Source organism: Niallia sp. FSL W8-0177 (genome assembly GCF_038006285.1).
Classification (GTDB): Bacteria; Bacillota; Bacilli; order Bacillales; family Cytobacillaceae; genus Niallia; species Niallia circulans_A.
Genome location: NZ_JBBOUX010000001.1, coordinates 4,985,725 through 5,012,221, shown reverse-complemented (window position 1 = coordinate 5,012,221; position 26,497 = coordinate 4,985,725). Strand labels below are relative to the sequence as shown.

The window sequence follows — 26,497 nt, the reverse complement described above, 5'->3', positions numbered from 1 at the left end:
AAACCTTTTTATATGTATGCCTATAAATAATCCGCTATTTGTCTTCTAATTAATCGAATCATTTCTTCTGGATTATCTTTTATTACAAGAGAGTGCACTCCACGATTTGTATGTAAATATAGCATTTTATATTGATTACTCGAGGGCTTAAAGGAAATGTCATGGATGGTGTGTAAATGAAATGTCTGCTCGGCGCTAGTAACTCTATCACTCCATAAATCAAGACTTTTTTCTTCTTCGATTATTTCCATATTCAAGTCAATCTTTCTTGTAACAACAAAATAGGAAAGAGAAAATATTTTCACCTTTACCTCCTTGCACCTATCCCATAGTATAGAATGATTATGGATAACGAAATTAAACGCTATCCACCTGCAAAATCAGACAGTGTTATTAGACAATATTTTGGAGAATGCCATCATTTCCTGGAAAATAATTTGGTATTTCGACAACATGAAAAATCGATTTTTATCAATAATGAAAATATTCTCTTTCTCCCAGACTTTCTTTCGACAAACTTACTAGCTTTAGTATGATTTTATTTATTATTAGATAGGCAAGAGAATGACATCACATTCCCTTGCACATCATCAATAACTTCTATACTTCTTTGCAAGTTCTTCTGTTTCTTTCTTCCGTTTCTTTCGTGCTTCCGCTCGTTCCTTCGCTGATTCGTAAAGGCTCTTTTCCTCTTCTGTTTGTGGAATAACTTTGGGAACTTTTGTCGGTTTTCCATTTTCATCGATGGCAACCATCGTTAGAAAGCTAAGTGCACATAAATGGCGCTCTCCAGAAATTAGATCTTCTGCTGTTACTTTTACAAATACCTCCATGGAAGAAGTTCCTGTATAGGTAACAAAAGCTTCTAGACATACAGCATTTCCCTCGTGAATTGGATACAAAAAATCGACTGAATCAGTCGAAGCAGTAACAATTCCTCTTCTTGCATGACGCATCGCCGAGATAGCAGCTGTATCATCAATATAGGCCATTAATTTGCCACCAAATAAAGTTCCATAAGTATTAGTATCTGTTGGAAAAACAATACTTGTTTTCACCACTAGTGACTCACTACAAAATTTTGACTCTTCCATAGCTCCTCCTTGCATATTCATGGGAGTTTTCTTCTTGTTTAACATATCTACCATCTTATTATATGCTAATTTAGGAGGAAGAGTCTAATATTGCTTAGATTAAGGTTATCGAAAAAAAGAATTTTTCTTCCGGGCTTTTAACAGATCCCCCATCCACCCTCGTGATTTAAGATAGAAATATACAACAACCGTGGAGCCAATAATTATTGCTAAAGAAAAAACGTAGCCGAATTTCCATTTTAGTTCTGGCATAATTTCAAAGTTCATTCCCCATAATGCTCCCCAAGCCATAATTGGTGTACATATTGTAGTGAATACCGTCAGTGTTTTCATAATTTCGTTTCCTCTATGTTGGGATACTACTTCTTCAAAATCAACGAGATTATTTAATTCTTTTTGATATTCTTCCACCAAAATTAATCCTCTTTCGATTCTCTTAGTAACACGAGCATATACCTTTCCTTTTGTGATTTCCTCGCCAAAAGCTTCCTCTAATGAGTATCTGATTTCAAGAAAAGGAATCATGACATTCTTCCAAACAAGAAGTTCATGTCTAGACTGATATACTCTATCTAATGTTTTTATACTATTTCTTTGTTTAACATCCCAAATCAATTGTTCTAACTGTTGTTCATAAGCGTCTATATGATACAAAATATCTGTCATTACTTTTCCTAGAATAACCATAAATCCTTCAATCGGTGTTTGTGCATGCTTAATCTCTTTTAATAGATTGTTTCCATCAATATGTAAACTATTATCCTTATAATCATAAGTGATTAATGTATCGCGTGATAAGAAAAAATGAAAAATTTCATAATCTTCTCTTTTATCTATTTCTCTATGGTATATAAGCGAACCACTTAATACTTCTTGATCTTCTTCTGACGTATCAATATGAAGATAGTTACTTCGATTCCCTTTTATATCGCGAAACCATGTGTTTATTAATGGACCCTTTTCAAAAGAAACTTTCTGTATATCCGCTTCTTTCAATAACTGAAACCAGTCCCAGTTCTCTAAACGGTATCTTTTCACTTGAATCTCCCCTTAAACGCTTTTCTATTATTATTCCCTGAATGACGTTTGTAAAACTTATAATAGGGTAAATAAACAATAGGATGGAACGAGAAGGAATAAAATTAGGAGGGATTATCTCATGTTTGGAAAAAATTCAATGCGTACATTTGCAATTGTCGGGGCTGGATTAGGAAGTTTTTTCCTGTTTACATCAAAAGGAAAAGACATGTTTCATCGCTTTAAAAACAAATTCAATTCTACGCAACAAGAGGACTTACTTTCTAAAGCAGGAAATCCCGCTCCAGATGATATCGGTGACAACAATATGGTAAATGAAGGTGCTATGTATTCCGTAAATTACTATAATAAACAAAGAAATAGTAACTAGTTTCGATGCAACTAAATGAAAAGGTTCATTACTCGGACTGTTCCTTTCATCTAGTAATGATTAATTAAAAGACATTTATGTACAGAATGGGAAAACTTGAATCAGTAGAGAGAATCGACTGATTCAAGTTTTCTCTCATAAATGAACTATCTTTTTATTCATAACTTTTGGCTTCAATTGATCCTTCGCCCGTTTCATTCTTGTTTTGACCGTTGATAACGGCGTTTTTGTATGGTTGCTTATCTCTACCAATGTTTGATTGTGGTAATAAAAAAGCAGTAAAGGTTCTTTGTACATATTTGGTAGTTCTTCTAATGTATCAATCATCTCTTCTTTTTCACATTTGCTCATTAATGTTTCCTCAGGTTCCAAAGCCACAGAAGTATCTCTCGCATATGTATAAACAGACTCTTCCCAAAACTTCTTAGATGTTTTCTCTTTTCTCCAGTAGTCTCTACATTTATTTAGAGCAATTTTATAGAGCCAGCTTTTCACTTTATGGTGGTCTTCAAAGCTGCCAAATGAGGTATACGCGGAAATTAATACTTCCTGATACAAATCTTCCGCTAGTTCTTTATGCTTAACAAGCGATAATATATAGATATAAATTGATTTTCCGTATTCCTTCACGACTTGTTCAAATAATTCTTCTTGATTTCCCACAGTATATGTTTTATTTATTAGGGATTCCATGTTCTTTCTTTTTCCCCTTCCCAGTTTTACGATTCTACTTAATAAACGCTTGTGCCTATGCGAATCCCTACACTTTTTTAAAAATTTTTATTGGAATTTATTCACTGGTGTCAGCCACATAGAAACTCTAATTTTTTTGCATATTGTTAAATAATGCATAGAAGCTAATATAACTGCTCCTAAATTCATCCCAATTGCAATTCCGCTCATTTGAAGCTGGCTTAGAGATCCTAAATAATAAATCGCTGCATAGGAGAATGATGTGGCCCACACACTATGAAAAACCGCATCTTTCAACAAGCCCAAACCAATTAAATATGCTTGCATGGGAATGGTGAAGTAATGAAGTAAAAAATAGGGCCATAAAAGCTGCACAATTATAGCTGCCTGAGTAGAGTGAAAAAAGGTCATCGTCAGTGTGTCCGCGTAAAAATAAAAAATCCCAACAGATATGGTTCCGTAAATAGCTGTTATGATCATCACTTGCTGCAATAATCTTTGTAGTTTTGCATAATCTTTTTGTACATATGCTTTTGAAACAGTTGGTATAAGCATTGTCATGAAACTATGGGATATAAAGGCTGGAAAAAAACCTATTGTCATCGCTATCCCTGCAAGCATTCCATACTGTTCTGTCGCATTTGCTACCGTAATTCCTGAGGCAACAAGTGCTCCTTTTATAAGAAAAGGCTGAATGGCATGTGTTAAAGCATGAAATATTCGAAGACCTGTTGTCGGAATAGACACAGATAATAAATCCTTCCAAATGACTTTCCCATTCATGCTTTCATTTTTCCCTTTTTTAATTCGTTGATATTGCACAAAAAACATATGCAATAAGTATAATAATACGACTGTATCACTCCCTACAATGGTAAAAAAGGCAATCAATACAGAAGTATTTAAATCAAAGGAAAACCATTGAAACAAAAAGACTAATAAACCTAGTTGAATAATTTTTTTCAAAAAATTAGAAGCTGCAATTTTCCCCATTTGCTGTTTTCCCATAAAATAACCTCTTGCAATAGAAGTAAAGGAAATAATCGGCAATAGAAGAATAACTAGCCACTTCAAGAGTGGATGATAATCATAAAAAATAGGGATAAAAGGTATGATGATAGATGCGATGGTGGTTAGAAAAATAGTAAAAATAATGGTCCACTTTAATACTTGCTGCAGCATCGATAAATGATACTTGGAATCTTTTTCAGCAATAAATTTCGAAATGGATGTTGGCAATTCAAAGGTAGCAAGCAGTACAATAAGAAAGATAGTAGGTAATATGGTCATAAATAAACCTAGTCCATGTTCTCCAAGTTCCCTTGCCATTACCATATTAATAATGAATTCAATACATTCGCCAAAAAACGCGGTAACAATTAATAAAAAGGTCCCTTTATAAAATGAACTCATGAATCTCTCCCTCAATCTATCTTCCACAAGCATGTAAGTAAAAGATGTGTGTTTATTTTCTCTTCTTTAACATCATATGAGACAAGTTCAAAAAATATTTTCCTAGATTGTCTTTTTCTTTATTGAAGAGAGAGAAATGTCTTAATTAAACGTTTGATTAAGGGACCTATTCCATTTCATTTAAGGATTCTTTATTAATTGTTTATTCTACAAGCGAGTGTTTAAAAGCATAAATGACAGCCTGCGTGCGATCCTGTACTTGCAGTTTACTTAATATATTACTTACATGTGTTTTAACCGTTTTTAGAGCAATAAATAATTGGTCAGCAATTTCCTGATTACTCTTCCCTTCCGCCATTAACAAGAGAATCTCCATTTCTCGGGTTGTTAGCTCTTCGTGCAGAGGTGTAGATTTCTTTTCTCGCATTTTTGTCATCATTTTATCGGTGACTTCAGGCTCGAGGACAATTTGTCCTTGATATGTTTCGCGAACAGCTCTTGCAATTTCACTCGCCTTGGATGTTTTGAGCATATAACTTGTAGCCCCCGCCTGCAATGCAGGATATACCTTTTCATCATCAAGAAAACTGGTAACAATAATAATCTTTGCCTCCTGCCATGCTTCTATTATTTGCCTCGTTGCCTCAATTCCATCCATTTCATCCATTACTAAATCCATCAAAATCACATCTGGCTTTAATTGAAGAGCAAGCTCGACAGCTTTACTGCCATTTTCCGCCTCTGCAACAACTTCAATATCTGTCTGTGCAGATAAATAAGAAGAGACTCCAATCCGCACCATTTCATGATCATCCACTAGCAATACTCTAATCATTTGAATCCTCCTTTCTTCCCAAAATTGGTACTTTCACTTCTAATCTTGTTCCTTTATTTTCCAAACTTATCAATTTTAATACTCCACCAATCTCGGCTGCTCTTTCGTGCATATTTTGAAGCCCATAAGATCCTGCTTTTCTCTTATCCACATTAAAGCCGACACCATCATCGATGATTCGCAATATAACAAATGCCTCCCTTTGAATAAGCTGTACTTCTAGGGAACTTGCTTTAGCATGTCGTAATGTATTGGATACCGATTCTTGAAGAATTCGAAAAAGATGATCTTCAATTCCTTTATCCAAATCGATATCTTCTAGTTTCATTTCTATTTCTAAAGATACCTTTTGCTGAAGTTCATGTAATAATTCAACAATTCCCGCTTTTAACGTTTTCCCTTTTAAAGCGATTGGTCGTAAATGAAGTAATAAAGCTCTCATCTCTAATTGAGACTGTTGAATCGTTTCCTCTACTAACTGTAATTGTCGTGATTCATGATCATTCGTTTTCGGTCTTGTTTCATTAATTGCTGATAACAGCATCGATGCCGCAAATAATTGCTGGCTAACCGAATCGTGCAATTCTCTGGCCAGACGATTTCGCTCTGCAATAATGACAGTTTGAACCTTCACCTCTTGATCTTCCGCTTTCTCATTTACGAGTTTCTGAGATAACTTCGTTTGTTCCACTAATTGATTCTGCAGTTGAATGATTCTATAGCTTAAAGATTGGAGCTCCTCTGTTGAACCAATTGGCTGAACTGGATAATACTCCATTTTATCCATTGTATGTAAGGTTTCTTCCATGGAACGAATTTGTTTTTTCCAAGAAAATCCTGATAAATAACCAATTAAAACACCTAATGTAATATCCACACTGATTAAAAATAAAATAAATGGAACATCCATTACTTCTTTTTCCCACAAAGCACTCCAGTTTGACGGTGGAAAGACGATTAGATAGCTTATAGAAAAAAATACAAGTAAAAGAAGGGATGCACTTACTCCCCACAAAATTTGTCTTGTTATAATACTCATATTCTTTTCACCTCTAAGCTACCTGTAATTAATGAGGTGAAGATTTTCACTCTCGTCTCAGCCTGATCAAATCCAGCTGTCCGAATGCTTATATTTTGATTCCAAATCTTTTCTTCTGCTTCGCTAAATATTTGATAGGAACCAAATAAACTAGAATGGTGGATACTGACTTCCATATCATAAGGGATATATACCTTCACATCTCCGACAATATTTCGAATCATCATAACTGTTTCACCCTCTGGTAACACCGTGTAGCTAAGGTCCACAGTAGTATTCGTTATGCCACCCTGAATGTTGATATCATCCCATTCATATACATGATCTGGGGTGATATTACGGCTAAAGAGAGAATTCGTAAACAAGGGCTTTTTCTTTATTATAGTTTCTTCTGTCTGTATGGCCGTTTCCTTATCTCTTATGATTGGTTTAATAATATCCTCGGTATTCTTTTTTTGAAATAATTGAAAAAGGTAATAAGCAAGGAGTGTAAACAAGATAATTTTCACTGTAACCATATTTAATATACTAACGATTAAAAGCAGGCTCCCTATCCAAAAAAGAATCTTCCCAGCTCCGCCGTTCCGTGATTTCTTTGATATATAAATCATGCCAATTGAAACAAGAAGGGAAAAGATTAGTCCGGGATTAAAGACGAAGATTTCTAATAACAAAAAACCTCCAACAATATAAACCCAATTTGCATAGTTATCTTTTATTTGTTTAAACATTGGCTATTCTCTCCCTTCTTTATTTTATTTGGATGAATATCTTTAAATAATAGAAGGCTGGCTTTACATGCTCCAGCCTCTTTTAGGATACCATTTTTTTATAAGGAAATGGAGTCATCTTCTTTTTTTAACATATCTTTCTCTAATGCTGCTAACTTTTCGTCCATTGTTTGTTTATAGTATTCTGTATTTATTTTTTCTTCTAACGTTTCTATATATTGTTCCATTTCACTGAATCGCGTTGGATTTGTTGGATTCGCCTGTTTTTCTTCTAAAACTTTATTCATTGTATGATGGGCTTTGGTTATATTTTCTTTTGCCATCAGCTCCATCTGGCGTATTTTCATATCCTTCAATTTATGCTTCATGTCCATATATTTCGTTTCTATTTCATGCAATTGCTGCTCTGTATTTTTTAACGACTCTGTTAGGCGTGCTACTCTTTCTTCATAATGAGTCTGCTCTTGTTTAGCATAAGCAGAAAGTTCTTCTTCCCCTGCTTTGCTTGCCACCTCAGCCTGTCTTTGTCTTTTCTCCGCCATTTGTTCAGCCTGTTGTAATTCCTTCATGAATTCTTCTTTTAATTTATATTGTCTTTCGACCATTTTTTTTACTTTATCTGTCTCTTTCTCACATTCTCTTACATATTGATTTAAAAGCGCGATTGGATTTTTTTCTTCCTTCTTATCTAATAAATGATTAATGTCGGCCATTACCGTATTTTTTATTCTTTCTAATAGATTTGTCATGTTAACCTCTCCTTATTTATTTAATTCTGACCACTGTTTTTCAAAATTTACAAAAGGGTCATCCGTTGTTTTATTTGTAATAATGTTTTGCTTGTTGTTCCACTTTTTGTAAACAAGATACAATACATATGCGGCTGCTAATCCGATGATAGCAGGCAGGTTACTAGCCGTTATGATAAGCATAATCACTCCGGCTATTCCCCACCACAGCTTACCTGATGAGCTTGTTGCTTTCGTGTATTGCTTAAAGGCAAAATAAAGAATTGCTGCACTAATAACTAAACCGAGTATTGGACCTATCTGTGATAATAGGATGATAGAGGCAACTGCCCCAATAAGAAATAAACCAAATTTTTTCATTTTACTTTTCGCTCCTTTCTTATCTACTATGTTACCTCCTTCAAGTTTTTTTCATAACATGCCTTAGCTTGATTTTCCACTACAACTTTAGTCTTAGAGAATACTAATCCTAAAAAAACAAAGAAAAAACTGTTCATAATGGAACAGTTTCAGACTGTAGACAAACTCCTGTATTTTGGAAATAGAAGTTTGAGTAAAGTATATTTATTAATCTCTTTGAATTTAGACGTTACTTTCCGCTCCGGGGGTTCGCTTTCCGCGGGGCTCGCGCTGAGCCGCTTCGGCTTACAGCCTGCAGGGTCTCAGACTGTCTCACTAATCCCACAGGAGTCTCACCCCCTCTACTCCAAGCAACACATGAAAATGCATTTTCACTTCTCCAATATCTTTTTGTCGACAAGCTGAAACTGTTCATAATGGAACAGTTTTTCTTCTATAGTAATTATTTTTCTGTGCCTGTCAAAAAGCTCTTGGAGCGAATTCCTGATCTTCTAAGAACAAAATCTACATCTACTTTAATATCTGCTTTTGAAAATTCTTGATTCCACTTGTCTTTTATTTTCATAAATGAATCATAGTCTTGCCTTCTCATTGCTTCTCCAAATCCGAAAATATCCGTTTCGTATTGGCTTTGAACATGTGAAATGGTATTCGATATTTCTTGGGATAAAGCTTTATTCACTAGTTTTTCATATTTTTCAATGGTTCCCAGCTTATCCACACTTTTATAGCATTGCGTACCCTCAAGATATCCTTCCGCTTTTATCCCAACATGAATTACAGGCTTATTATTCTTCCATTTAGAAGTTGTTTCTGTTTGCGATTCTGTTACACGAATAGCACTATAGTCTCCCTGTCTGCATTTAATGGTAAAAGAAGTAGTTTTTAATTCATTCCGAACCCACAAATAATTTCTCGAATCTTCCATGCTCAGAAAATCGATCAATTTACCCTTTTTAAATATCGCCAGAGAATCAACGACTATTATTGCATCCGGAGTTACCTTCATGATATTTTCCATACTATTTCCTTTTTCTACATCTCCTTTTAAACGGACAGTTGCTAATACTGGTTCTTTTCCTTCTAGGTTCAGTTCGGAGATAAACTCAATAATACTCATTCCCGGGTCTCCTCCCCAATCCTCTAATAAATGATCCAATTGTGGAGATAACTTTAAAGAGGATGCCTTTCTATAATGGGCAACTACTTTTAAGATATCTTCTGCCTTTCCATCTTTTGCAATAATAATTTTAAAGTCATCCCGTATCTCCCTATTTCTTTCCAAAAAGTCAATAAAATCAAGCATTCCCGACCTAGCTATTTCCTCACTGATTACAAGTATCTTCATATGAGAGAAAACTAGAAACTGTGCATAGTACTCATTTAAGTGATGCGTAATTTCAGAAATAGTATTTCCCTCAATGCCTTCTACTATTGTGGGCGCATTTCCGGCAGCCGTTTGGGTATTTAATTCTACTGCATTCAATGCCTCTACTGTCAATTTATATTTTGCATTTTCGCCTTTATCAATGGCCATCCCTGCTACTAATTTAATTTCTGATAATTCTTTTCGATCCCAACAACCAGTTAATAGAAACAAACAGTTTAGTATACATAGAAAGACACAAATTTTCTTCACTTTTTCTTCCCACTTTCCGGTTTAGGCGGAGATGGAGACCCTTGTGGCTTTTGCTTATTCTTTATATTTGGACTTACATAGGAAGAGCGCTTATTAATGGACCATATTGGAAAGCGAACAAATACATCTTTTTGATCTTCAACAATAAACGGAGCAACAGGTGCTAAATACGGAACTCCAAAGGAACGAAGAGAACTTAAGTGTGCAACCATGATTACAAGTATTAAAAGAACGCCATATAAGCCTAAAATGGAGGCAACAATGATAAGAACAAATCGAATAAGTCTAGATGCGTTCGCAAAGCTATAATTGGGAAAAACGAAATTAGCAATCGCAGTAATCGCGACGATGATAACCATAATATTGGAAATGATTCCCGCTTCAGCGGCTGCCTGTCCAATAACTAACGCCCCGACAATCGAAACCGTCTGACCAACGGCCCGCGGCATCCTTACCCCTGCTTCTCTTAAAATTTCAAAGGTAATTTCCATGATAAACACTTCTACTACAGCTGGAAAAGGTACATCCTCCCGCTGTGCAATAACACTCAGTAATAAAGTGGTTGGCAGCAGCTCTGGGTGAAAGGTTAAAACCCCTACATAAGCGGAAGGCATAATTAATCCAATCATAAAAGATAGGTAGCGAATTAAACGTACGAAACTACTCATAAAATAGTTTTGATAGTTATCTTCTGGAGAAGTAAAAAAGTCAGTCAGTACAGCCGGAACAATTAGTACAAATGGTGATCCATCAATGATGATGACAATTTTCGCATCCATTAAATAGGTAGCAACTGCATCCGGACGCTCTGTATTCATCGCCAATGGAAAAACAGTCAAACTTTTATCTACAATTAATTCCTCAATATTCGCTGACTCGAATACAGCAGAAATATCAATTTTCTTTAAGCGATTCCTTACTTCTGTTACTATTTTTTCATTTGCAATCGAATACATATACCCCATGTATACATTCGTACGTGTTTCGTTTCCTATCATGAATTTTTCAAAACGCAATTGATGATTTTTTATTCTTTTTCTTATTAAATTGATATTTGTGGAGGCATCTTCTACAAAAGAGTCCTTAGGTCCCCGTACGACTGTCTGTGTAGTAGGCTCTGCTACTGTTCTGCCTTCACTATTTAAATAATTTAAACTAAGTGCCTGCCCAACGCCTCTAAAAACAATAACGATACGTCCTTCCAAGAGAGAAGAAACGATTTCATTGACCTTTTTTAATAATTTATATCCTGACACACCAAAACTTTTTTTACTTAAACGCTGCAGATCCTCAATTGAATCAACAACAATATCTTTATCTGCTGAATTCTCTAGCGTATTTCCTAACATCTCTTTTAACATTTCTGTATTTACTACTGTTTCTAAATAATAAATACAGCCTTCACTTTTTCCTACCCGTATCACATCTGACTGCAGATCAGCTGTATTTCCAAAGGTTAAACTTATCACCTCTCTCAATGCTTCAAAGGTAAGTTCATCAATCCCTATTTCTTTCGCTTCGGTCGGTACGACTTTAGAGGGTATTTCTTTTTTGCTATTTATAGACATCAATTTTTTAAAATAATTCATATTTTCAACCCCCTTTTTTCATCCCTTTGTTCTTTCCATTTTTTTATTAACAGTACAAATGCAATCAAAATAGGTACCATAAATTCCAGTGGAACATGAAGAAGAAACATATCTACATTTAATCCTTCCACAATATGGTCCGAAAAATCGGAAGAAATGAAGATAGTAAACATCGTTGTGATACAGGCAACTGGCATAGCAAAATATCGGTAAGGTATCCGAAAAATATACTCCATTCCTTTTAAGCCGCCATATAGAAACACAGAACCTTTAATTAATATTCCTAACATCATAATAAACACTACGAGCACGTCGATCCTTTCCAAAAACTCTCCTATACTGACAAGTCTTGCCGCTATCAATATTGGAAAATTGGCTCGCGCTGCTGTATTTTCCCCTAGAGTGGCTATAATGATAAAAACCGATGATAGTAAAATGATACTTGCGACAACAACACTAACTATAGCTACCTTCTTCGTTGCTTTAAAATCCCCAATATGAGCGAAAATTACCGTAAATGCTATTAACTCTCCAAAGGGAAAGGCGATGATAGAGGGAATTACCGCTTTTATTATCGGCTTCATCCCATTACTTAAAAACGGCTGCACATTGGTAAGGTTTATTTTTTCACCAGCGTATAAAAAGATAAACAGCAGGATGATAAATACAAACATATAGGGACTAAATATTTCAGCTATTCTTCCTAATACTTCAATCCCTAAGTATAAGATATAGCCAATTACTAACATAAGCGCTAATATCGTAAATTCGATAGGTGTCACAGGCAGAATGGCAGACGTGATTAATTCCCCAAAGTCTCTAATTACCCTTGCAGACACATAGATGAAATAACTTAAGTAGACGAGAGCGAAAACGATAGCAACTTTTCTAGAAAAGCAATATTCCATCATCTCATATAAGTTTTTCCCAGGAAGCAATGACATTAAATAAAGATAAAAACTTATTATAATTACGCCGACAATCATACCAATTAAAACAACTATCCATGCGTCTCTTTTGGCATCAATTCCTATACCAATTACGATAGAACTTCCCAAAAGGAAATTTATAATCATCGTAAATATTTGGGTTAAAGATAGTTTTTCTGTCAACATAATCACTCAGCACCTTATCGGTTTTAATTTAATGTAATCAGAATTAGATCGTCGCTACTTCCTAAAACACATTCTGTCCTCTACTTTTTACGTTTTTCTTGGAGTTAAATTTATTCCAATGTTTTATTAACATGATAAATACCATTAATGCCGGCAGGCCAAATTGTAAAGGAATATGTAAAAGAAAAGGATTAGACTGTAATCCCTCCTCCATATGATCGGTATAACTTCGAGCAATTAATGTGGTAAATACCCCTACAATACAGATTATCGGAATCGAAAAATACCGAAATGATTGATCAAAAATGTACTCGATTGCTTTTAATCCGCCATATATATAAATACAGCCTTTTACAAGTGTTCCGAGCATCATACAGAAAACAACAATAGCATCGATTCGTTGTAAAAAATTCCCTATAGAAACTAGTCGAGCTGAGCTTAATAAGGGAAAATTGGAACGTAATCCAAGCTCGTGTCCTAAAGACAAAATAATCATGACGGAGGTTACTAACAATAATAAACTTGAAATCAAAACACTATAAATAATAATTTTTTTACTGTACTTAGCATTTGAAACATTGCTCATTATGAAAGTTAAAACGAGTAATTGTCCATACGGTCGTACAATTTCATAGGGAAACACAGCAGTCCATAAAGGCTTAAATCCGCCAGCTAATACCGGTTTTATATTTGAAAAATCAAGGTTTTTACCAGCATATAAGAAAATAAATAAAAGCAGGATAAAGATAAATGCATAAGGCGTGAATATCTCTGCTGTTCTCGCAAGAACCTCCACACCCATATACAATATGTATCCCATTACGAACACCAGCATAATGGTGGAAATCTCAATTGGCGTTAAGGGAAGCACTGTACTTGCTATCAACTCTCCAAAATCACGTATTATTCGACAGCTATAATAAAAAAAATAAGCTGCATAAACGAGACTGAGCCCCTTTGCAATTGGCCGATTAAAGCAATATTCGAACATCTCAAATAAGTTTTTCTCTGGAGCTAAAGAAATCATATAGATAAAAAATAAGGAGATGATAATTCCTAATCCTAAAGCAATCAGAAGTACAATCCATGCATCCTCTTTTGCTTTTAATCCAAGACCTATTACAATCGTACTTCCAATTTGGAAATTAAAAACAACTGCCGCCAATTGAGTTAACGAAATGCTTTCTTTTAACATGGCTGTAACACACTTCCTTTTAGAAAAGCGCAAGCGCCTCATCTTTTGCTTTAATATTATCCTCCAACCCTGATATACTATATGCAACTGGTATTAAATAGAGGATTATCCTTGGGTTTTCTGCTTGCTTTGTTTTTTATTTTTCCATAATCGAATATCAACTACGACTGACCAGACAAAGCCTAATATTGCAGTAAATACAATCGTAATGGCTCCTGCACCAACTTCCGCTTCGTATATTCTTTTTATACATTTCATAAATCCCTCATGAAACACAAAAATATCTAGACCAACTGTTAAAATGCCCATAGATGTAAATATTAATAGATAAGCAAAAGTTACCATTTAACCCTTCCTTTTAGGTGCTTTGTTTATTTATGGTATTATCTTGTGAAATTTCTCCATTTTTATGCTTATATTTTCATTTATGAATATTAATTCAAATTAAAAAAGCTGGCATCAACCTACTACTACGGTTGATGCCAGCTTTTAAAAAGATTATTTATTATTTTTTTGTCTCACTTTATAATCCACCACTTCTCCATGGTAGAAGCTTTTTCTCGTTAACGGAAGATTTAGCTTCTTAGCTGTTTGTTTCAGTTCTCTTTCTTCTCGTTCCGTAACTAAACTAATAACTACTCCCGCTGCACCAAATCTTCCCGTCCTGCCAGAACGATGGATATATTGGGTCTGGTCTGTAGCTAAATCATAATGAACAACATGTGTAATATTTTGAATATCAAGCCCTCTTGCGGCTACATCTGTTGCTAGAAGCATGTTTCTCTTTCCATCTCGAAAATCATTTAATGACTTTTGACGCTCCATTTTATTTAGATCAGAATGCAAAATACTTGTCTGAATTTTTTTAAATGCTAATTTTTCATGGATCACACTTAAATTTCCAATATCCTTTACAAACACAAGAATCTTCGCATTCTTTAGACGAGAGATCGGTTCTAATAGCTTTACTTTATCTCGATATTCCGCTTGGAAATAAATATGCTCTACTTCAGCTGCTTCGATCACCTTATCTTTTTTGATGCGAATAATTTCTGCCTCTTGGACAAGTTCAGCTGCAATATTTTCTGTTTGCTTTGGTAATGTTGCAGAAAATAAAACGACTTGTCTGTCTTTTAAAGTGGCTTTGATAATTTGGCGAACAGATTCTAGATGCTCCGGTACTAACAATTGATCTGCTTCATCTAAAATAACTGTTTTTACTGCATGCATTTTTAATTTTTTTTGTTTAATCAATTCTAATGCTCTTCCAGGTGTACAAATGACAAGATGAGGATGCTTTTTCAGTTTTTCTAACTGCCTTTTAACATTTGCTCCTCCAATAAAAGAAGCCGCCCGAACTCCGCTACCCTCTCCCCATTTTTGAACTTCTCCCAAAATTTGCATAACCAGCTCTTGAGAGGAAGCAAGACAGATTGCCTGAATATTCTTCGATTCTGTATCCAAGTTATTTAAGACTGGTAATAGATATGCCAATGTTTTTCCTGTGCCAGTTGGGGATTCAGCAATTACATCTTTTCCCTCTAATATTAGTGGGATAGATTGTTCTTGAATAGAAGTTGCTTGTTTAAAATGTGCCTTTTCCCAATTTTCCTGTATAAACGGTTTAAATGTACTCCAAAATAGCTGTTCTTTCATTTCGTTCTCCTTTTTCATCAAAGTCAGACAAATAGCATCTAACCTTAAAATATATCTTCTTATTATAAATTATTTACGAAAAAATAGATATGAAACCTTATTCATTAGGGGGAGATTATATTTTTCGCTGAACATAAGTTAAAAATGCTGGATTCCGAGGATTTCTTTGTTTCCGCAAAAAAGAAGCTCCGTTTCCTGCGAAGCTCCTTTTCATACTATATGAATAGCTGATTCTTCCCTACTGTATGAACGATATCGACACCATCTTTGATTCGCTTCATTTTTACGTCTAATTCATGAGCTGCATCTGCTGCTTCCTTTAATTCATTAAGTAAATGTGCAGGAACATCTTTATCGAATTTATAATAAATTTTATGTTCTAAGCTTGCCCAAAAGTCCATCGCAATCGTTCTTATTTGAATTTCGACAACCACTTCTTGCATGCCTGTACTTAGGAAAACAGGAATACTGATAATTAAATGTAAGCTTTTATAGCCATTTGGTTTGGGATTTTTAATATAATCTTTTACCTGCATTACCTTAATATCAGCTTGTTTTTCAATGATATTATAAATTTCGTAAATATCCGAAATAAAGGAACAAGTAATTCGAACTCCTGCAATATCATGTATATATTTTTTGGCATTTTCAATTGTTATAGCATGCCCTTTTCGATGCAGCTTTTGCATAATACCTTTTGGATCTTTAATTCGTGATTTAATGTGCTCGATTGGATTATGATCATGAATAAATTGAAATTCCTCATTTAATATTTTTAGTTTCGTATTTATTTCATCTAAAGCGAAGTTATAAATAATTAAGCTATTTTTCCATTCATTAAGCTCATTTGATAATTCATGTAAATTGAAGTTATTATCTTCCATGTATGTCTTGAGTTGTTTTACGCTTTCCATAAACTAGTAAGTCTCCTTTGGATTCCTATAAACCTTTTCTGCGTCTACTCCGATACTCTTCAAAAATTCAATAATTTGGTCAATTGTTTTCACTTTCAACATCCACCTTTGTATATAACGAGCTATTTTCGGATGGTTGACATGCACCGAATCTATCTTTATTGTAAACAATAATGACCGGTCAGTCAAATATCATTTCAAACAAATATCTTTTATTTATAAAATAAGAAACAGCACTTCCCTTATTCCTTTAATATCAGCTCTAAGGAGAGAAGTGCTGTTCTTTATATATCTACTTTCTACACTGACCTACCGGTGCATCCCCATTTTATTTTTATAATCTAATCAACTGTCTCTGAGAATTGGTTTTGATGTAGTTCATAATAAAAGCCTTTTCTCTTCAATAATTCTTCGTGAGACCCCTTTTCGGCTATCATCCCTTTATCCAATACTAGAATCAGATCCGCATGTTTAATGGTGTTTAATCGGTGAGCAACAACAAAGCTCGTTTTCCCTTTCATCAACCGTTTTAAAGCATCTTGAATTTTCACCTCTGTGATTGTATCAATGCTACTTGTTGCTTCATCCAGAATAAGAATAGATGGATCTGCTAAAATTGCTCGAGAAATGGATAACAGCTGCTTTTGTCCTTGACTAATTCCGTTTCCATTAGCAGAAAGAATCGTATCATAACCTTCTGGAAGATGTTCAATAAAGCCATGAGCATTGGCCTGCTTTGCTGCATACTCCACTTCCTCATCCGAAGCATTCAACCTGCCATACCGGATATTTTCCCGGATGGTCCCTTCGAATAGATAGCTATCCTGAAGAACAAATCCCATATGCGAACGGAGGCTCTCTCTTTTTACTTTTGTAATCTCCTGGCCATCCACTAATATACTTCCTGCGGTTGCATCATAAAATCTCATGATAAGCTGGATAATAGTCGTTTTTCCAGCTCCAGTAGGTCCAACTAAAGCAATTGTTTCACCTGGGTTTGCCTTAAAATCAATATCCTTTAATATTTCTTTATTTACCTCATAAGAAAAAGATACATGCTTAAACTGAACTTCTCCTTTCATTTCTTTCATCACGGCTGCTTCCTTCTCATCTACTTCTTCTCTTTCTTCATCTAATACTTCAAATACTCTCTCTGCACCTGCAATGGCAGATAACAATGTATTAAATTGATTCGATAAATCATTTAAGGGTCTAGTGAACTGTCGGGAATATTCAACAAAGATTACAATAACCCCAATAGATACAGTACCGGATTTGAGGGCTAATAGCCCGCCAACCCCTACAATTACTGCATAGCTAGCATTGTTTAACATATTCATTAGCTTTGGAATAAAGCCTGAATAAACTTGTGCCCAATACGCAGAATTCTTAAGCTTATCACTTTTTTCTTTCATATCATGAATCATTTTTTCTTCTAGCGAAAAAGTTTTTACAATTTTTTGTCCTGAAATAGATTCCTCAATAAATCCATTTAACTCCCCTAAATTCTTTTGTTGTTCCTTAAACAATATACTTGTTCTACTCGTAATCCACTTCATTCCAATAAACATAACTGGCACGATCGTTAACGTCAATACTGTTAATAACGGACTGAGTAAAAACATGACAACTATTGTCCCAACTAAAGTAATAATACTAGAGAAGATTTGGATAACAGAGCTATTTAAAGTAGAACTGACATTTTCAATATCATTTGTAACACGACTCATCAATTCTCCATGCTGCTTTTTGTCAAAATAACTTATCGACAGCTCATGAAATTGATGGAACAAATCCGCTCTTAAGCGAAAAACAGTTGTTTGTGAAATACCAACCATCCAGTAACTTTGCAAAAACAATGCAACCGAATAAAAAAAGTAAATACCACCAAGCGCTATAAGCATTCCTGTAAAACCATCTAAATTTCTATTGACAATAAAACGATCAATAGACATTCCTAAAACATATGGTCCCAATAATCCTAATGCACAGCTCATTGCTACCATCACTAAAACAAGAAATAATAATCCCTTTTTTTGTGCAAGATAGCTCCATAATCGGTATAAAGTCTTTCCCATATTTTTTGGTTTTTTCCCTTTTTTAACAACTGTGGAATCTGACCTTAATTTAGGTTTAGGATAGCGAAATGGATCGGTTAGTTCCTTTTGCATTCTCCCACTCTCCTTCCCCTAGTTGTGATTCTACTATTTTTTGATAAAGGTTGTTTGTCTTCCATAACTCATCATGGGAAGCAAAACTTACAATCTTTCCATCTTCAATCAGCATTATTCTATCTGCCTTCATGGCGGTAGATACTTTCTGCGTAATGAGCAGAAGGGTACATTGATAATCAGCAACTGCATCCAGCAGCTTTTTTTCTGTTTTTAAATCTAATGCACTTGTACTATCATCTAGCAGGAGAATACTTGGCTTTCTGACGAGTGCTCTTGCAATGGAAAGACGTTGCTTTTGTCCTCCCGATAAATTAACTCCCTTTTGTCCAATTCTCGTATCATATGTATTAGGCATTAACATAATGGTATCGTGAATTTGGGCATCTTTTGCAGCTTGCACTACTTCATCAAAGGTCGCATCAGGATTTCCCCATCTAATATTTTCTTGAATGGTACCCGTAAAGAGCATCGATTCCTGTGGTACATATCCAATTTGCTTTCTTAGCGTATATAATGAATATGAATTCACTCGTTTATCGTCGATCAAAACGCTTCCTTCTGTTGGTTCATAAAGACGTGGAATTAATTGGAAGAGTGTTGTTTTCCCTGAACCTGTTGCTCCTAATATAGCAATTGTTTCTTTAGAGTGGATGGTAAAGTGCAGATTCTCTATTGTATTCCTTCTATTAGATGGATAACGAAAGGATACATGCTGGAACTTAATTTTCCCTTTTAGTTTTGAGTCCATACTTTCATCTGGATTATCCTTATCCTGTTCTTTCTTATCAATAATCTCTTGGATTCGATCAGCTGAAGCTTTTGAACGAGAAATAACCATTACTAACATACTTACTACAGAAATCGATGTAGTGATTCTTAATGTATAATTGATAACGGCAACTACTTCACCAATCTGTGCCTCACCTGTGTTTATTTGTCCAGAGCCAATCCAAAGTATGGCAATAATACATAGATTCATAGCGAATAATAAGAGCGGCACAGTAGTTTCCATAATTCGGAGCGCCTTTTGAGTAAGTTTTTTTAAATCCTCGCTTGTATGCATAAAACGATTTCTTTCAAACTGCTTGCGGATATATGCTCGGATAAGCCTCACTGCTGTTAAATTCTCCAGCATCACACTGTTTACCTGATCGAGTTTCTTTTGAACAGATTGGAACAGACTTCTTCCTACTTTAATAACCCAAATAAACATAACCACAATAAGAGGAATCGTAATCGCCAATATAAACGCTAGTTTCACATTAACTAAGAAGGACATAATGATTCCACCAACGATTAAAAGCGGTGCCCTTAATAGAAATCGCAATCCCATAAATATCGTGTTTTGTAATTGTGTAATATCATTCGTTAATCTAGTGATCAAAGACGAACTTGCAAAAACATTACTGCTTGAAAACGTAAAATACTGAATGATTTGGTATAACTCATTCCGAAGACTATAGCCAAAATTCTGACAAACATGGGAAGAATAGAATGTATTAATAATTCCAGCAGCAAAGGCTACAAGCGAAAATAATATCAACAATCCTCCCCAAATTAACACAACTTTTGTATCTTGATGAGCCAAGCCATCATCAATTATCTTTGCCATAATCAATGGCTGAACCAGTTCTACCGCAAGTTCGGTTAACATTAGTATAAGTGCTATTGTAATACTTAGTTTATATACTCGAAGTCGACCAAATATTTTTGACATTATTCCCTCCAGCCTTTTACTCTAATTGAATTTACTACTTAATATCCAATCATCGATGAAATTTATTTAGATTTGCTAAACATTATTTTTATCATACCTCTTTTTAATAAGTTAGAAAACATCATTCAGAATAAAATTAATTCAGTATTATTTTCTTGCATGTACACATGCCCATTCCTTACCACAAACCTTCTTTCTTAAAATCAAAAAAAACCGAACAATTATACGAAAATTCCAGATTAGAATCTCTGTATAATTTGTTCAGGTTTAAATTTGTTGGAAATACTTATGCTCGAGCCGCTTTTAGTTTACACCAGCTAACGACCATTTATATAATTCATGATGGAAACCAAATACCTTTGGTGATCCCACAGCTACATCTTTAGAAACTGCTCCAAAGTCATAGTCAGAATACAATGTAAAGATCGGCAGTTCATCGCTCCAAATTGCTTGAAGCTCATTATAAATCTCTTTACGTTTTTCTGTATTTGGTTCTTGTTTACCTTTTACTAATAGCTCATCTACCTTTGGATTGTTATAATTTGTATAGTTACTTGATCCCGTAGAACCATAGATCGTTGTTAAATCTGGATCAATGGTATTAGTGAAGCCCATTAGCATTAAATCGTAGTCTCCTGCTCTCGCTTTCGACATAATCGTTGGGAAATCATACGTAGTTGTATTTAGTTTTAATCCAACCGCTTTTAAATTTTCGGCAATAATATTGGCTGATTGTTCTCGCACTTTATTTCCAATCGGAACAACAAATTCTATTGTCTTATTGAAATCCCAGCCTGCTTCTTCTAATAACTGCTTCGATTTCTCTGGATCATATGTGTATGCTTCTAATTCTTTATCAAGATAGGGGCTGATGGATGTATACGGACCGTCTACAATTTCTCCTTCTCCCTTTAGTAATTGATCGACAATTTTTTGACGATCAATGGCATAAGCGATTGCTTGTCTTACTTTCTTATCTGTGATGGTTTCCATGTTAAAACTCATATTCTGATATCCATATGTTTTATCTGTTGTGGTTGTTACATTGTCAAATCCTTTTACTGTCTCAAAGTCTTGCACTGCAATTTTTCCAATCCCTCCTGCAGCATTCATTTGAATTTCTCCTGTCTGCAATTGTGCTACAAGGTTTGCTGCTGGCATGATTTTCACAAATAGTTTATCCAGTTCTACATCCCCTAAATAATAGTCATCATTCTTAGCATATTCTACATATTGATCTTTTGCATATTTAACAAACTTAAAAGGACCATTCGTTACGGTCGGCTTCATCATAAAAGGATCCTTTTGGAGATTTTCCGGAGCAATATTCTTTAACTTATGTTCTGGAAGAATCATAAATTTTGAACCTAATTGTTCTTTCACCATATTTGGATCAACTGGGGCCTTTGTTTTAAATTGAATTGTTTTCTCATCAACAATGGTTATAGATGGTATTTCTGTTTCTCCTTCTGGAAGCTTGCCATTGTCTGTTAATCCATCTAATACAGTTAAATAGGCTCCAACAGCTGTTTCCGTCTTTGGATTAGCAACTAAATTTAGCGTAAAAGCAACATCCGCAGACGTAACAGGTGTTCCATCTGTCCAATTTGCATCCTTATTAATTTTGATTGTAAATGTCTGATTATCCTCTGTTTCAAAGGACTCAGCTAGCTTTGGTGTAAACTCCAAAGGACCAGTCATCTCTAAAAAAGTATCAAACATAAATTTTTCTAACCAAGATGCTGCAATATCTGAAGAATTAATGGGATTAAAACTAACTGGAGCATTTACAAGCCCCAAATACATCGTATTTTCTTTTGCACCACCACCAGTTGAAGCTGGATTATTTACACCCGAGCATGCTGAAAGTAATACTAAAATGAAAATGGAAAATAGACCAAATATCTTTTTAAATTTCTTCATTGAATGTTCCCCCATCTATTGTTCTAGAATAGTAATAAATGCATCTCCTCATCATTTATGGCTCTTGGGATCCATTGCATCTCGCAAACCGTCCCCCATAAAATTTATGGATAATACAGCAAGTAATATCATGACTCCAGGCGGGATCCATAACCAAGGCTGTGTTGCCAATACAGTAATGGATTGAGCTTCATTAAGCATATTCCCCCAGCTTGCTGTAGGAGGCTGAACACCCATCCCTAAAAAGCTCAAGGATGCTTCCATAATAATGGCAGATGCAATGCCAAATGTAGCATTAACAAGAATCGGCGCAATACAATTCGGAAGAATATGTTGAAAAACAATTTTTGGCGTGGAATACCCTAAAGCGACACCTGCTTTAACATAATCCATTTCTTTAATTGTTAATACACACCCTCTTACTAATCTTGCAATCGATGGCCATCCGAGCAAACCTAATACTAAAATAACGTTAAATAGACTTGGCCCCATTATACTTACAAGAACCAAAATTACCATTAAATACGGAAATGACATGAATACATCTGTAATACGCATGATAACCATGTCCACCCATTTCCCAAAATACCCCGCAATCGCTCCTAGTATAGTACCAATAGCAACATAAATTGCCACTGCTCCAACTCCTACTGATAAAGAGACTCTAGCAGCATATAATAGTCGGCTAAACAAGTCCCTCCCCACTTCATCTGTACCAAGAATATTATTAGCAGAAGGAGCAGACGCAAATTCGCCATCGACAGAATATGGATTATGCGGTGCAATTACTGGAGCAAAGATTGCAATCAGAACCATTAATGAAAAAATAATGAGACCAACAACGGCCAACTTATGTTTAAAAAAACGTTTTGTTATTAGTTTTAGATAGCTTTCTTCATTCCCCAATTGATTTTGAACAGGAATCACCACATTAACTTGTAATTCCGTATCCACTTTCACATTAGGAATACTCATATGCACTCCTCCTTAGTTATACTTTATTCGCGGATCTACTACGGCATATAAAATATCAGCAAGTAAATTCGAAAATAGGACAGCAAGTGCTGCAATAAAATTTATCGCCATTAACGTAGGATAGTCACGAGAGGAAATCGACTGGATTGTTAGTTGTCCTAAGCCTGGCCATTGAAAAATTTGCTCCGTTACTACTGCGCCTCCTATTAAAATTGGTATTTCCATTCCAATAATTGTAATAATAGGAATTAATGCATTCTTTAATCCATGCTTATTGGTAACGATAAACTCTTTTAATCCTTTTGCTCTTGCTGTCCGCAAATAATCTTGCCCCATTACTTCCAACATGCTGCTTCTGACATAGCGAACCGTACTGCCTGCAATCCCGGTTCCTAATATAGCGGCTGGCATAATAAGGTGAAACAATGTATCCATAAATCCTCCACTGCTTCCCAACGTAAACATGCCACCTGTCGGTAAGATATTTAAAACAAGTGCAAATACGTAAATACTTCCTAATCCTAAGAAAAAGTTAGGAATGGATACACCTAAAAATGAAAAAGTAGTAGTTAAATAATCAATCCAAGAATACTGCTTTGTCGCACTCAAAATTCCTATTGGAATGGCAATAATATAAGCAATAATTAAGGCAGTGCTCATAAGAAGCAACGTGGGACCAACACGATTTAGCACTAAATCTAATACAGGTTCATATGTTGTATAGGAAAATCCAAAATCTCCTTGCAAAAGATTTCCAAGCCATCTAAAGTATTGAATATAAATAGGATCATTAAGACCTAATGCTTCTTTCTTTGCGTCAATATCAGCCTGAGTAGTATCTGGATTAATATACATATCCACCGGGTTACCAGGAGCTAAGTTAATAATAATAAAGTTAAATACCGTTACCCCCAACAACACTGGAATAGCAATCAATAATCTCCTGATAATATATTGGAACAAATGAATCTCCCTCCTTTAACTTAGTGGAAAATGACAGGCAACTGAATGATTTGCTCCATCTAATAGCGGCTCCTTCTCCTTACACATAGCTTGTGCCATAGGACATCTAGTATGGAACCTGCAGCCATTTGGTGGATTTGCCGGACTTGGAACATCCCCTTCTACCACAATCCGCTCTCTATTTCGAAGATGAGGATTAGGAATCGGATAGGCACTCAGCAACACTTGTGTATAAGGATGCTTTGGCTTCCTAAAAATCTCTTCAGTCTTTCCAATTTCCACAATTTTGCCTAAATACATGACGGCAATTCGATCACTAATATACTTAACTGCTCCTAGACCATGGGCAATAAATAAATAGGTTAAATTAAATTCTTTTTGTAAATCCTTTAATAAATTTAGTACTTGCGCTTGAATAGAAACATCCAATGCTGATACCGGTTCATCGCAAACAATCAATTTTGGGTTTAGCATAAGGGCTCTAGCAATCCCTACCCTTTGTCTTTGACCGCCAGAAAATTCATGAGGATATCTGCTTTTATGAAATTTAGTTAATCCTACTATTTCAAGCATTCGATCTACCTTTTTACTTGCTTCTTCTTTTGACGCAAGTCTGTGGGCAATTAAAGGCTCTGCCAATAAATCACCGATTCGCTTTCGCGGATTGAGAGAAGAATAGGGATCCTGAAAGATGATTTGCATATCTGTGCGAATTTTTCTTAATTCCTTGTTTTGAATGGCAGCCATATCCCTTCCTTCAAATAAAACTTTCCCATCTGTCGGAGGATCTAGCTTCACAATAGCTCTTCCAGTAGTGGATTTCCCACACCCTGATTCACCAACAAGGGAAATTGTTTCCCCAGAATAAATGGAAAAATCAAGACCGTCTACTGCTTTTACATGGCCAACGGTTTTCGATAATATCCCTTTTTTAATCGGATAATATTTTTTTAAATTTTGGATTTCTACTAATGGCTGCATTTGTTCTTTGAATATTCCGTCTTTTTTAGATAAGATTTCTACACTCATATCTTAACCTCCCTTTCCTCTTCCAGCATGTTTCCTTGTTGCTGTGTCTCATACAACCAACAACGAACCTTGTGATCTGCTTGATTGTCTATGCTAATATGGGGAGGCTTTTCGGCAATGCATTTTTCAGTGACATGAGGGCAGCGAGTATGAAATCTACAGCCTTTTGGCATTTGCTGTAATGTCGGAACAGAGCCTGGAATAGAATATAATTTTTCTTGGGAATCATACTCTAAATGTGGAATAGATTCGATTAAGCCTTTGGTATAAGGATGCTTTGGCTCATCAAAAAGAGTGAAGACATCTGCCTCTTCTACCACCTGCCCGGCATACATGACGATAACCTTATCAGCCATTTCCGCAATAACTCCTAAATCATGGGTAATCATCATAATCGCTGTCTCTGATTCGTTTTTTAAACTTTTCATCAATTCAAGAATCTGTGCTTGAATGGTTACATCTAATGCTGTTGTTGGTTCATCTGCAATTAGAAGCTTCGGTTTACAAGATAGAGCCATCGCTATCATTACCCTTTGCCGCATTCCTCCAGAAAGAGCATGTGGATATTCATCAATAATTACCTCTGCTCTTGGAATTCCTACTTTGTTCAGCATTTTTACCGCATAGCTCTTTGCTTTTTTGGCATTTAAGCCCATATGTAGACGAATTAATTCCACCATTTGATTTCCGATTGTAAAAACCGGATTTAAAGAAGTCATTGGTTCTTGAAAGATCATCGAAATTTCATTTCCTCTAACTTTTCGCATCTCTGCTTCCGTTAGTGTCGTTAATTCTTTTCCTTTCAGATTTATCGTTCCTTTTTTGATATAACCATGTTTTCCTAATAGTCTCATAATCGATAGGGAAGTAACACTCTTACCACAACCTGACTCTCCTACAATACCAATAGTCTCTCCTGGCTTAAGCTGAAAAGTAACCTCCTCTACCGAAATAACCTCCCCCTTATCCGTCCGAAAAGCTGTTTGCAATTTCTCCACCTCTAAAATATTCCGCACCATACTTCCCCTCCTTCAAGTAAAGCGTAAGCGCCTTGCTCATCAGCGTACAAACTGGAGAATCATCGACTAAGATAAAGGAAACACAGTGATCGCTAGTGAACTGATGTTGACTTATCGTAGGGAGATGATTGGAAGTTTGCTAGCTGATAGGCGCTGGAGCTAGATCGTTCTCTGACTTAGAACGTTTTTCCCTGTTATTTCGTAAAGCGTAAGCGCCTTGCTCATCAGCGTACAAACTGGTCGACTAACTACGCAACGTCCTGTTGC

25 protein-coding genes are annotated in these 26,497 nt (G+C 35.3%); 1 reads left to right on the top strand and 24 read right to left on the bottom strand.

The window, feature by feature from the left end:
- Window positions 1–20: 20 nt before the first annotated feature.
- The 3 genes from NST77_RS24450 to NST77_RS24440 all read right to left on the bottom strand — a co-directional run bounded on the left by NST77_RS24450 (window position 21) and on the right by NST77_RS24440 (window position 2,132).
- Window positions 21–305, bottom strand: coding sequence for a hypothetical protein (locus tag NST77_RS24450; RefSeq protein WP_341123711.1), 285 nt, complete (start codon window positions 303–305; stop codon window positions 21–23).
- Window positions 306–590: 285 nt separating this feature from the next.
- Complete coding sequence (locus NST77_RS24445; protein WP_095330730.1) at window positions 591–1,094, bottom strand: acyl-CoA thioesterase; 504 nt, start codon at window positions 1,092–1,094, stop codon at window positions 591–593.
- 105 nt (window positions 1,095–1,199) lie between these two features.
- A complete protein-coding gene (locus NST77_RS24440) occupies window positions 1,200–2,132 on the bottom strand; it encodes a magnesium transporter CorA family protein (RefSeq protein WP_341123710.1) in 933 nt (310 codons plus the stop codon).
- A gap of 121 nt (window positions 2,133–2,253) precedes the next feature.
- Between NST77_RS24440 and NST77_RS24435 the strand changes: the two genes are divergently transcribed.
- On the top strand, window positions 2,254–2,502 hold the full coding sequence (locus NST77_RS24435; protein ID WP_341123709.1) for a hypothetical protein: 249 nt from the start codon (window positions 2,254–2,256) through the stop codon (window positions 2,500–2,502).
- A gap of 135 nt (window positions 2,503–2,637) precedes the next feature.
- On the opposite strand, the gene NST77_RS24430 is transcribed toward NST77_RS24435, so the two are convergent.
- The 21 genes from NST77_RS24430 to NST77_RS24330 form a co-directional block, all read right to left on the bottom strand.
- Window positions 2,638–3,165 (bottom strand): RNA polymerase sigma factor, encoded by a 528-nt coding sequence (locus NST77_RS24430; protein ID WP_286167744.1) that lies wholly within the window; start codon window positions 3,163–3,165, stop codon window positions 2,638–2,640.
- A 117-nt stretch (window positions 3,166–3,282) separates the two neighbouring features.
- Complete coding sequence (locus tag NST77_RS24425) at window positions 3,283–4,608, bottom strand: polysaccharide biosynthesis protein (protein WP_341123708.1); 1,326 nt, start codon at window positions 4,606–4,608, stop codon at window positions 3,283–3,285.
- A gap of 202 nt (window positions 4,609–4,810) precedes the next feature.
- Window positions 4,811–5,443 carry a response regulator gene (locus tag NST77_RS24420; protein WP_095330680.1) on the bottom strand — a complete coding sequence of 211 codons (633 nt, stop codon included), beginning with the start codon at window positions 5,441–5,443 and terminating at the stop codon, window positions 4,811–4,813.
- Window positions 5,436–6,482 carry a sensor histidine kinase gene (locus NST77_RS24415; protein WP_341123707.1) on the bottom strand — a complete coding sequence of 349 codons (1,047 nt, stop codon included), beginning with the start codon at window positions 6,480–6,482 and terminating at the stop codon, window positions 5,436–5,438. The genes NST77_RS24420 and NST77_RS24415 overlap by 8 nt, the downstream gene beginning before the upstream one ends.
- Window positions 6,479–7,213 carry a cell wall-active antibiotics response protein LiaF gene (gene liaF, locus NST77_RS24410; RefSeq protein ID WP_123258877.1) on the bottom strand — a complete coding sequence of 245 codons (735 nt, stop codon included), beginning with the start codon at window positions 7,211–7,213 and terminating at the stop codon, window positions 6,479–6,481. Before liaF ends, NST77_RS24415 begins: the two co-directional genes overlap by 4 nt.
- A 98-nt stretch (window positions 7,214–7,311) precedes the next feature.
- The gene (locus tag NST77_RS24405) at window positions 7,312–7,962 is read right to left on the bottom strand and encodes a PspA/IM30 family protein (RefSeq protein WP_095330676.1); all 651 of its coding nucleotides are present in this window, start codon (window positions 7,960–7,962) and stop codon (window positions 7,312–7,314) included.
- A gap of 12 nt (window positions 7,963–7,974) precedes the next feature.
- Window positions 7,975–8,322 (bottom strand): lmo0954 family membrane protein, encoded by a 348-nt coding sequence (locus NST77_RS24400; protein WP_095330674.1) that lies wholly within the window; start codon window positions 8,320–8,322, stop codon window positions 7,975–7,977.
- Window positions 8,323–8,764: 442 nt separating this feature from the next.
- Window positions 8,765–9,961, bottom strand: a complete 1,197-nt coding sequence (locus NST77_RS24395) for a Ger(x)C family spore germination protein (protein WP_341123706.1) — start codon at window positions 9,959–9,961, stop codon at window positions 8,765–8,767.
- Complete coding sequence (locus tag NST77_RS24390; RefSeq protein WP_341123705.1) at window positions 9,958–11,550, bottom strand: spore germination protein; 1,593 nt, start codon at window positions 11,548–11,550, stop codon at window positions 9,958–9,960. The genes NST77_RS24395 and NST77_RS24390 overlap by 4 nt, the downstream gene beginning before the upstream one ends.
- On the bottom strand, window positions 11,547–12,665 hold the full coding sequence (locus NST77_RS24385) for a GerAB/ArcD/ProY family transporter (RefSeq protein WP_341123778.1): 1,119 nt from the start codon (window positions 12,663–12,665) through the stop codon (window positions 11,547–11,549). Before NST77_RS24385 ends, NST77_RS24390 begins: the two co-directional genes overlap by 4 nt.
- A 61-nt stretch (window positions 12,666–12,726) precedes the next feature.
- The gene (locus tag NST77_RS24380) at window positions 12,727–13,860 is read right to left on the bottom strand and encodes a GerAB/ArcD/ProY family transporter (protein ID WP_341123704.1); all 1,134 of its coding nucleotides are present in this window, start codon (window positions 13,858–13,860) and stop codon (window positions 12,727–12,729) included.
- A gap of 105 nt (window positions 13,861–13,965) precedes the next feature.
- Window positions 13,966–14,205, bottom strand: a complete 240-nt coding sequence (locus NST77_RS24375; RefSeq protein WP_095330663.1) for a hypothetical protein — start codon at window positions 14,203–14,205, stop codon at window positions 13,966–13,968.
- A 153-nt stretch (window positions 14,206–14,358) separates the two neighbouring features.
- Window positions 14,359–15,516: a DEAD/DEAH box helicase gene (locus NST77_RS24370; protein ID WP_095330661.1), complete on the bottom strand. Its 1,158-nt coding sequence runs from the start codon at window positions 15,514–15,516 to the stop codon at window positions 14,359–14,361.
- A gap of 215 nt (window positions 15,517–15,731) precedes the next feature.
- Complete coding sequence (locus NST77_RS24365) at window positions 15,732–16,400, bottom strand: GTP pyrophosphokinase (RefSeq protein ID WP_164463810.1); 669 nt, start codon at window positions 16,398–16,400, stop codon at window positions 15,732–15,734.
- A gap of 371 nt (window positions 16,401–16,771) precedes the next feature.
- Window positions 16,772–18,601, bottom strand: a complete 1,830-nt coding sequence (locus NST77_RS24360; protein WP_341123702.1) for an ABC transporter ATP-binding protein — start codon at window positions 18,599–18,601, stop codon at window positions 16,772–16,774.
- Window positions 18,564–20,321 carry an ABC transporter ATP-binding protein gene (locus NST77_RS24355; RefSeq protein ID WP_341123701.1) on the bottom strand — a complete coding sequence of 586 codons (1,758 nt, stop codon included), beginning with the start codon at window positions 20,319–20,321 and terminating at the stop codon, window positions 18,564–18,566. Before NST77_RS24355 ends, NST77_RS24360 begins: the two co-directional genes overlap by 38 nt.
- 303 nt (window positions 20,322–20,624) lie before the next feature.
- The gene (locus NST77_RS24350) at window positions 20,625–22,244 is read right to left on the bottom strand and encodes an ABC transporter substrate-binding protein (RefSeq protein ID WP_123258872.1); all 1,620 of its coding nucleotides are present in this window, start codon (window positions 22,242–22,244) and stop codon (window positions 20,625–20,627) included.
- A 51-nt stretch (window positions 22,245–22,295) separates the two neighbouring features.
- A complete protein-coding gene (gene opp4C, locus NST77_RS24345) occupies window positions 22,296–23,219 on the bottom strand; it encodes an oligopeptide ABC transporter permease (RefSeq protein WP_047941760.1) in 924 nt (307 codons plus the stop codon).
- Window positions 23,220–23,231: 12 nt separating this feature from the next.
- Window positions 23,232–24,182 carry an ABC transporter permease gene (locus NST77_RS24340; protein ID WP_095330655.1) on the bottom strand — a complete coding sequence of 317 codons (951 nt, stop codon included), beginning with the start codon at window positions 24,180–24,182 and terminating at the stop codon, window positions 23,232–23,234.
- Window positions 24,183–24,197: 15 nt separating this feature from the next.
- Complete coding sequence (locus tag NST77_RS24335; RefSeq protein WP_341123700.1) at window positions 24,198–25,211, bottom strand: ABC transporter ATP-binding protein; 1,014 nt, start codon at window positions 25,209–25,211, stop codon at window positions 24,198–24,200.
- Window positions 25,208–26,230, bottom strand: coding sequence for an ABC transporter ATP-binding protein (locus tag NST77_RS24330; protein ID WP_341123699.1), 1,023 nt, complete (start codon window positions 26,228–26,230; stop codon window positions 25,208–25,210). The genes NST77_RS24335 and NST77_RS24330 overlap by 4 nt, the downstream gene beginning before the upstream one ends.
- Window positions 26,231–26,497 lie beyond the last annotated feature (267 nt).

Bases quoted from the DNA above. Each gene is read 5' to 3' on its own strand.
- NST77_RS24415 (WP_341123707.1), bottom strand. From the start codon at position 6,482: ATGAGTATTATAACAAGACAAATTTTGTGGGGAGTAAGTGCATCCCTT.
- NST77_RS24385 (WP_341123778.1), bottom strand. From the start codon at position 12,665: ATGTTGACAGAAAAACTATCTTTAACCCAAATATTTACGATGATTATA.
- NST77_RS24390 (WP_341123705.1), bottom strand. From the start codon at position 11,550: ATGAATTATTTTAAAAAATTGATGTCTATAAATAGCAAAAAAGAAATA.
- opp4C (WP_047941760.1), bottom strand. From the start codon at position 23,219: ATGAGTATTCCTAATGTGAAAGTGGATACGGAATTACAAGTTAATGTG.
- NST77_RS24400 (WP_095330674.1), bottom strand. From the start codon at position 8,322: ATGAAAAAATTTGGTTTATTTCTTATTGGGGCAGTTGCCTCTATCATC.
- NST77_RS24425 (WP_341123708.1), bottom strand. From the start codon at position 4,608: ATGAGTTCATTTTATAAAGGGACCTTTTTATTAATTGTTACCGCGTTT.
- NST77_RS24435 (WP_341123709.1), top strand. From the start codon at position 2,254: ATGTTTGGAAAAAATTCAATGCGTACATTTGCAATTGTCGGGGCTGGA.
- NST77_RS24365 (WP_164463810.1), bottom strand. From the start codon at position 16,400: ATGGAAGATAATAACTTCAATTTACATGAATTATCAAATGAGCTTAAT.
- NST77_RS24375 (WP_095330663.1), bottom strand. From the start codon at position 14,205: ATGGTAACTTTTGCTTATCTATTAATATTTACATCTATGGGCATTTTA.
- NST77_RS24380 (WP_341123704.1), bottom strand. From the start codon at position 13,860: ATGTTAAAAGAAAGCATTTCGTTAACTCAATTGGCGGCAGTTGTTTTT.
- NST77_RS24335 (WP_341123700.1), bottom strand. From the start codon at position 25,211: ATGAGTGTAGAAATCTTATCTAAAAAAGACGGAATATTCAAAGAACAA.
- liaF (WP_123258877.1), bottom strand. From the start codon at position 7,213: ATGTTTAAACAAATAAAAGATAACTATGCAAATTGGGTTTATATTGTT.
- NST77_RS24360 (WP_341123702.1), bottom strand. From the start codon at position 18,601: ATGCAAAAGGAACTAACCGATCCATTTCGCTATCCTAAACCTAAATTA.
- NST77_RS24445 (WP_095330730.1), bottom strand. From the start codon at position 1,094: ATGGAAGAGTCAAAATTTTGTAGTGAGTCACTAGTGGTGAAAACAAGT.
- NST77_RS24350 (WP_123258872.1), bottom strand. From the start codon at position 22,244: ATGAAGAAATTTAAAAAGATATTTGGTCTATTTTCCATTTTCATTTTA.
- NST77_RS24420 (WP_095330680.1), bottom strand. From the start codon at position 5,443: ATGATTAGAGTATTGCTAGTGGATGATCATGAAATGGTGCGGATTGGA.
- NST77_RS24355 (WP_341123701.1), bottom strand. From the start codon at position 20,321: ATGTCAAAAATATTTGGTCGACTTCGAGTATATAAACTAAGTATTACA.
- NST77_RS24330 (WP_341123699.1), bottom strand. From the start codon at position 26,230: ATGGTGCGGAATATTTTAGAGGTGGAGAAATTGCAAACAGCTTTTCGG.
- NST77_RS24405 (WP_095330676.1), bottom strand. From the start codon at position 7,962: ATGACAAATCTATTAGAAAGAATAAAAAATACGGTAATGGCCGACATT.
- NST77_RS24370 (WP_095330661.1), bottom strand. From the start codon at position 15,516: ATGAAAGAACAGCTATTTTGGAGTACATTTAAACCGTTTATACAGGAA.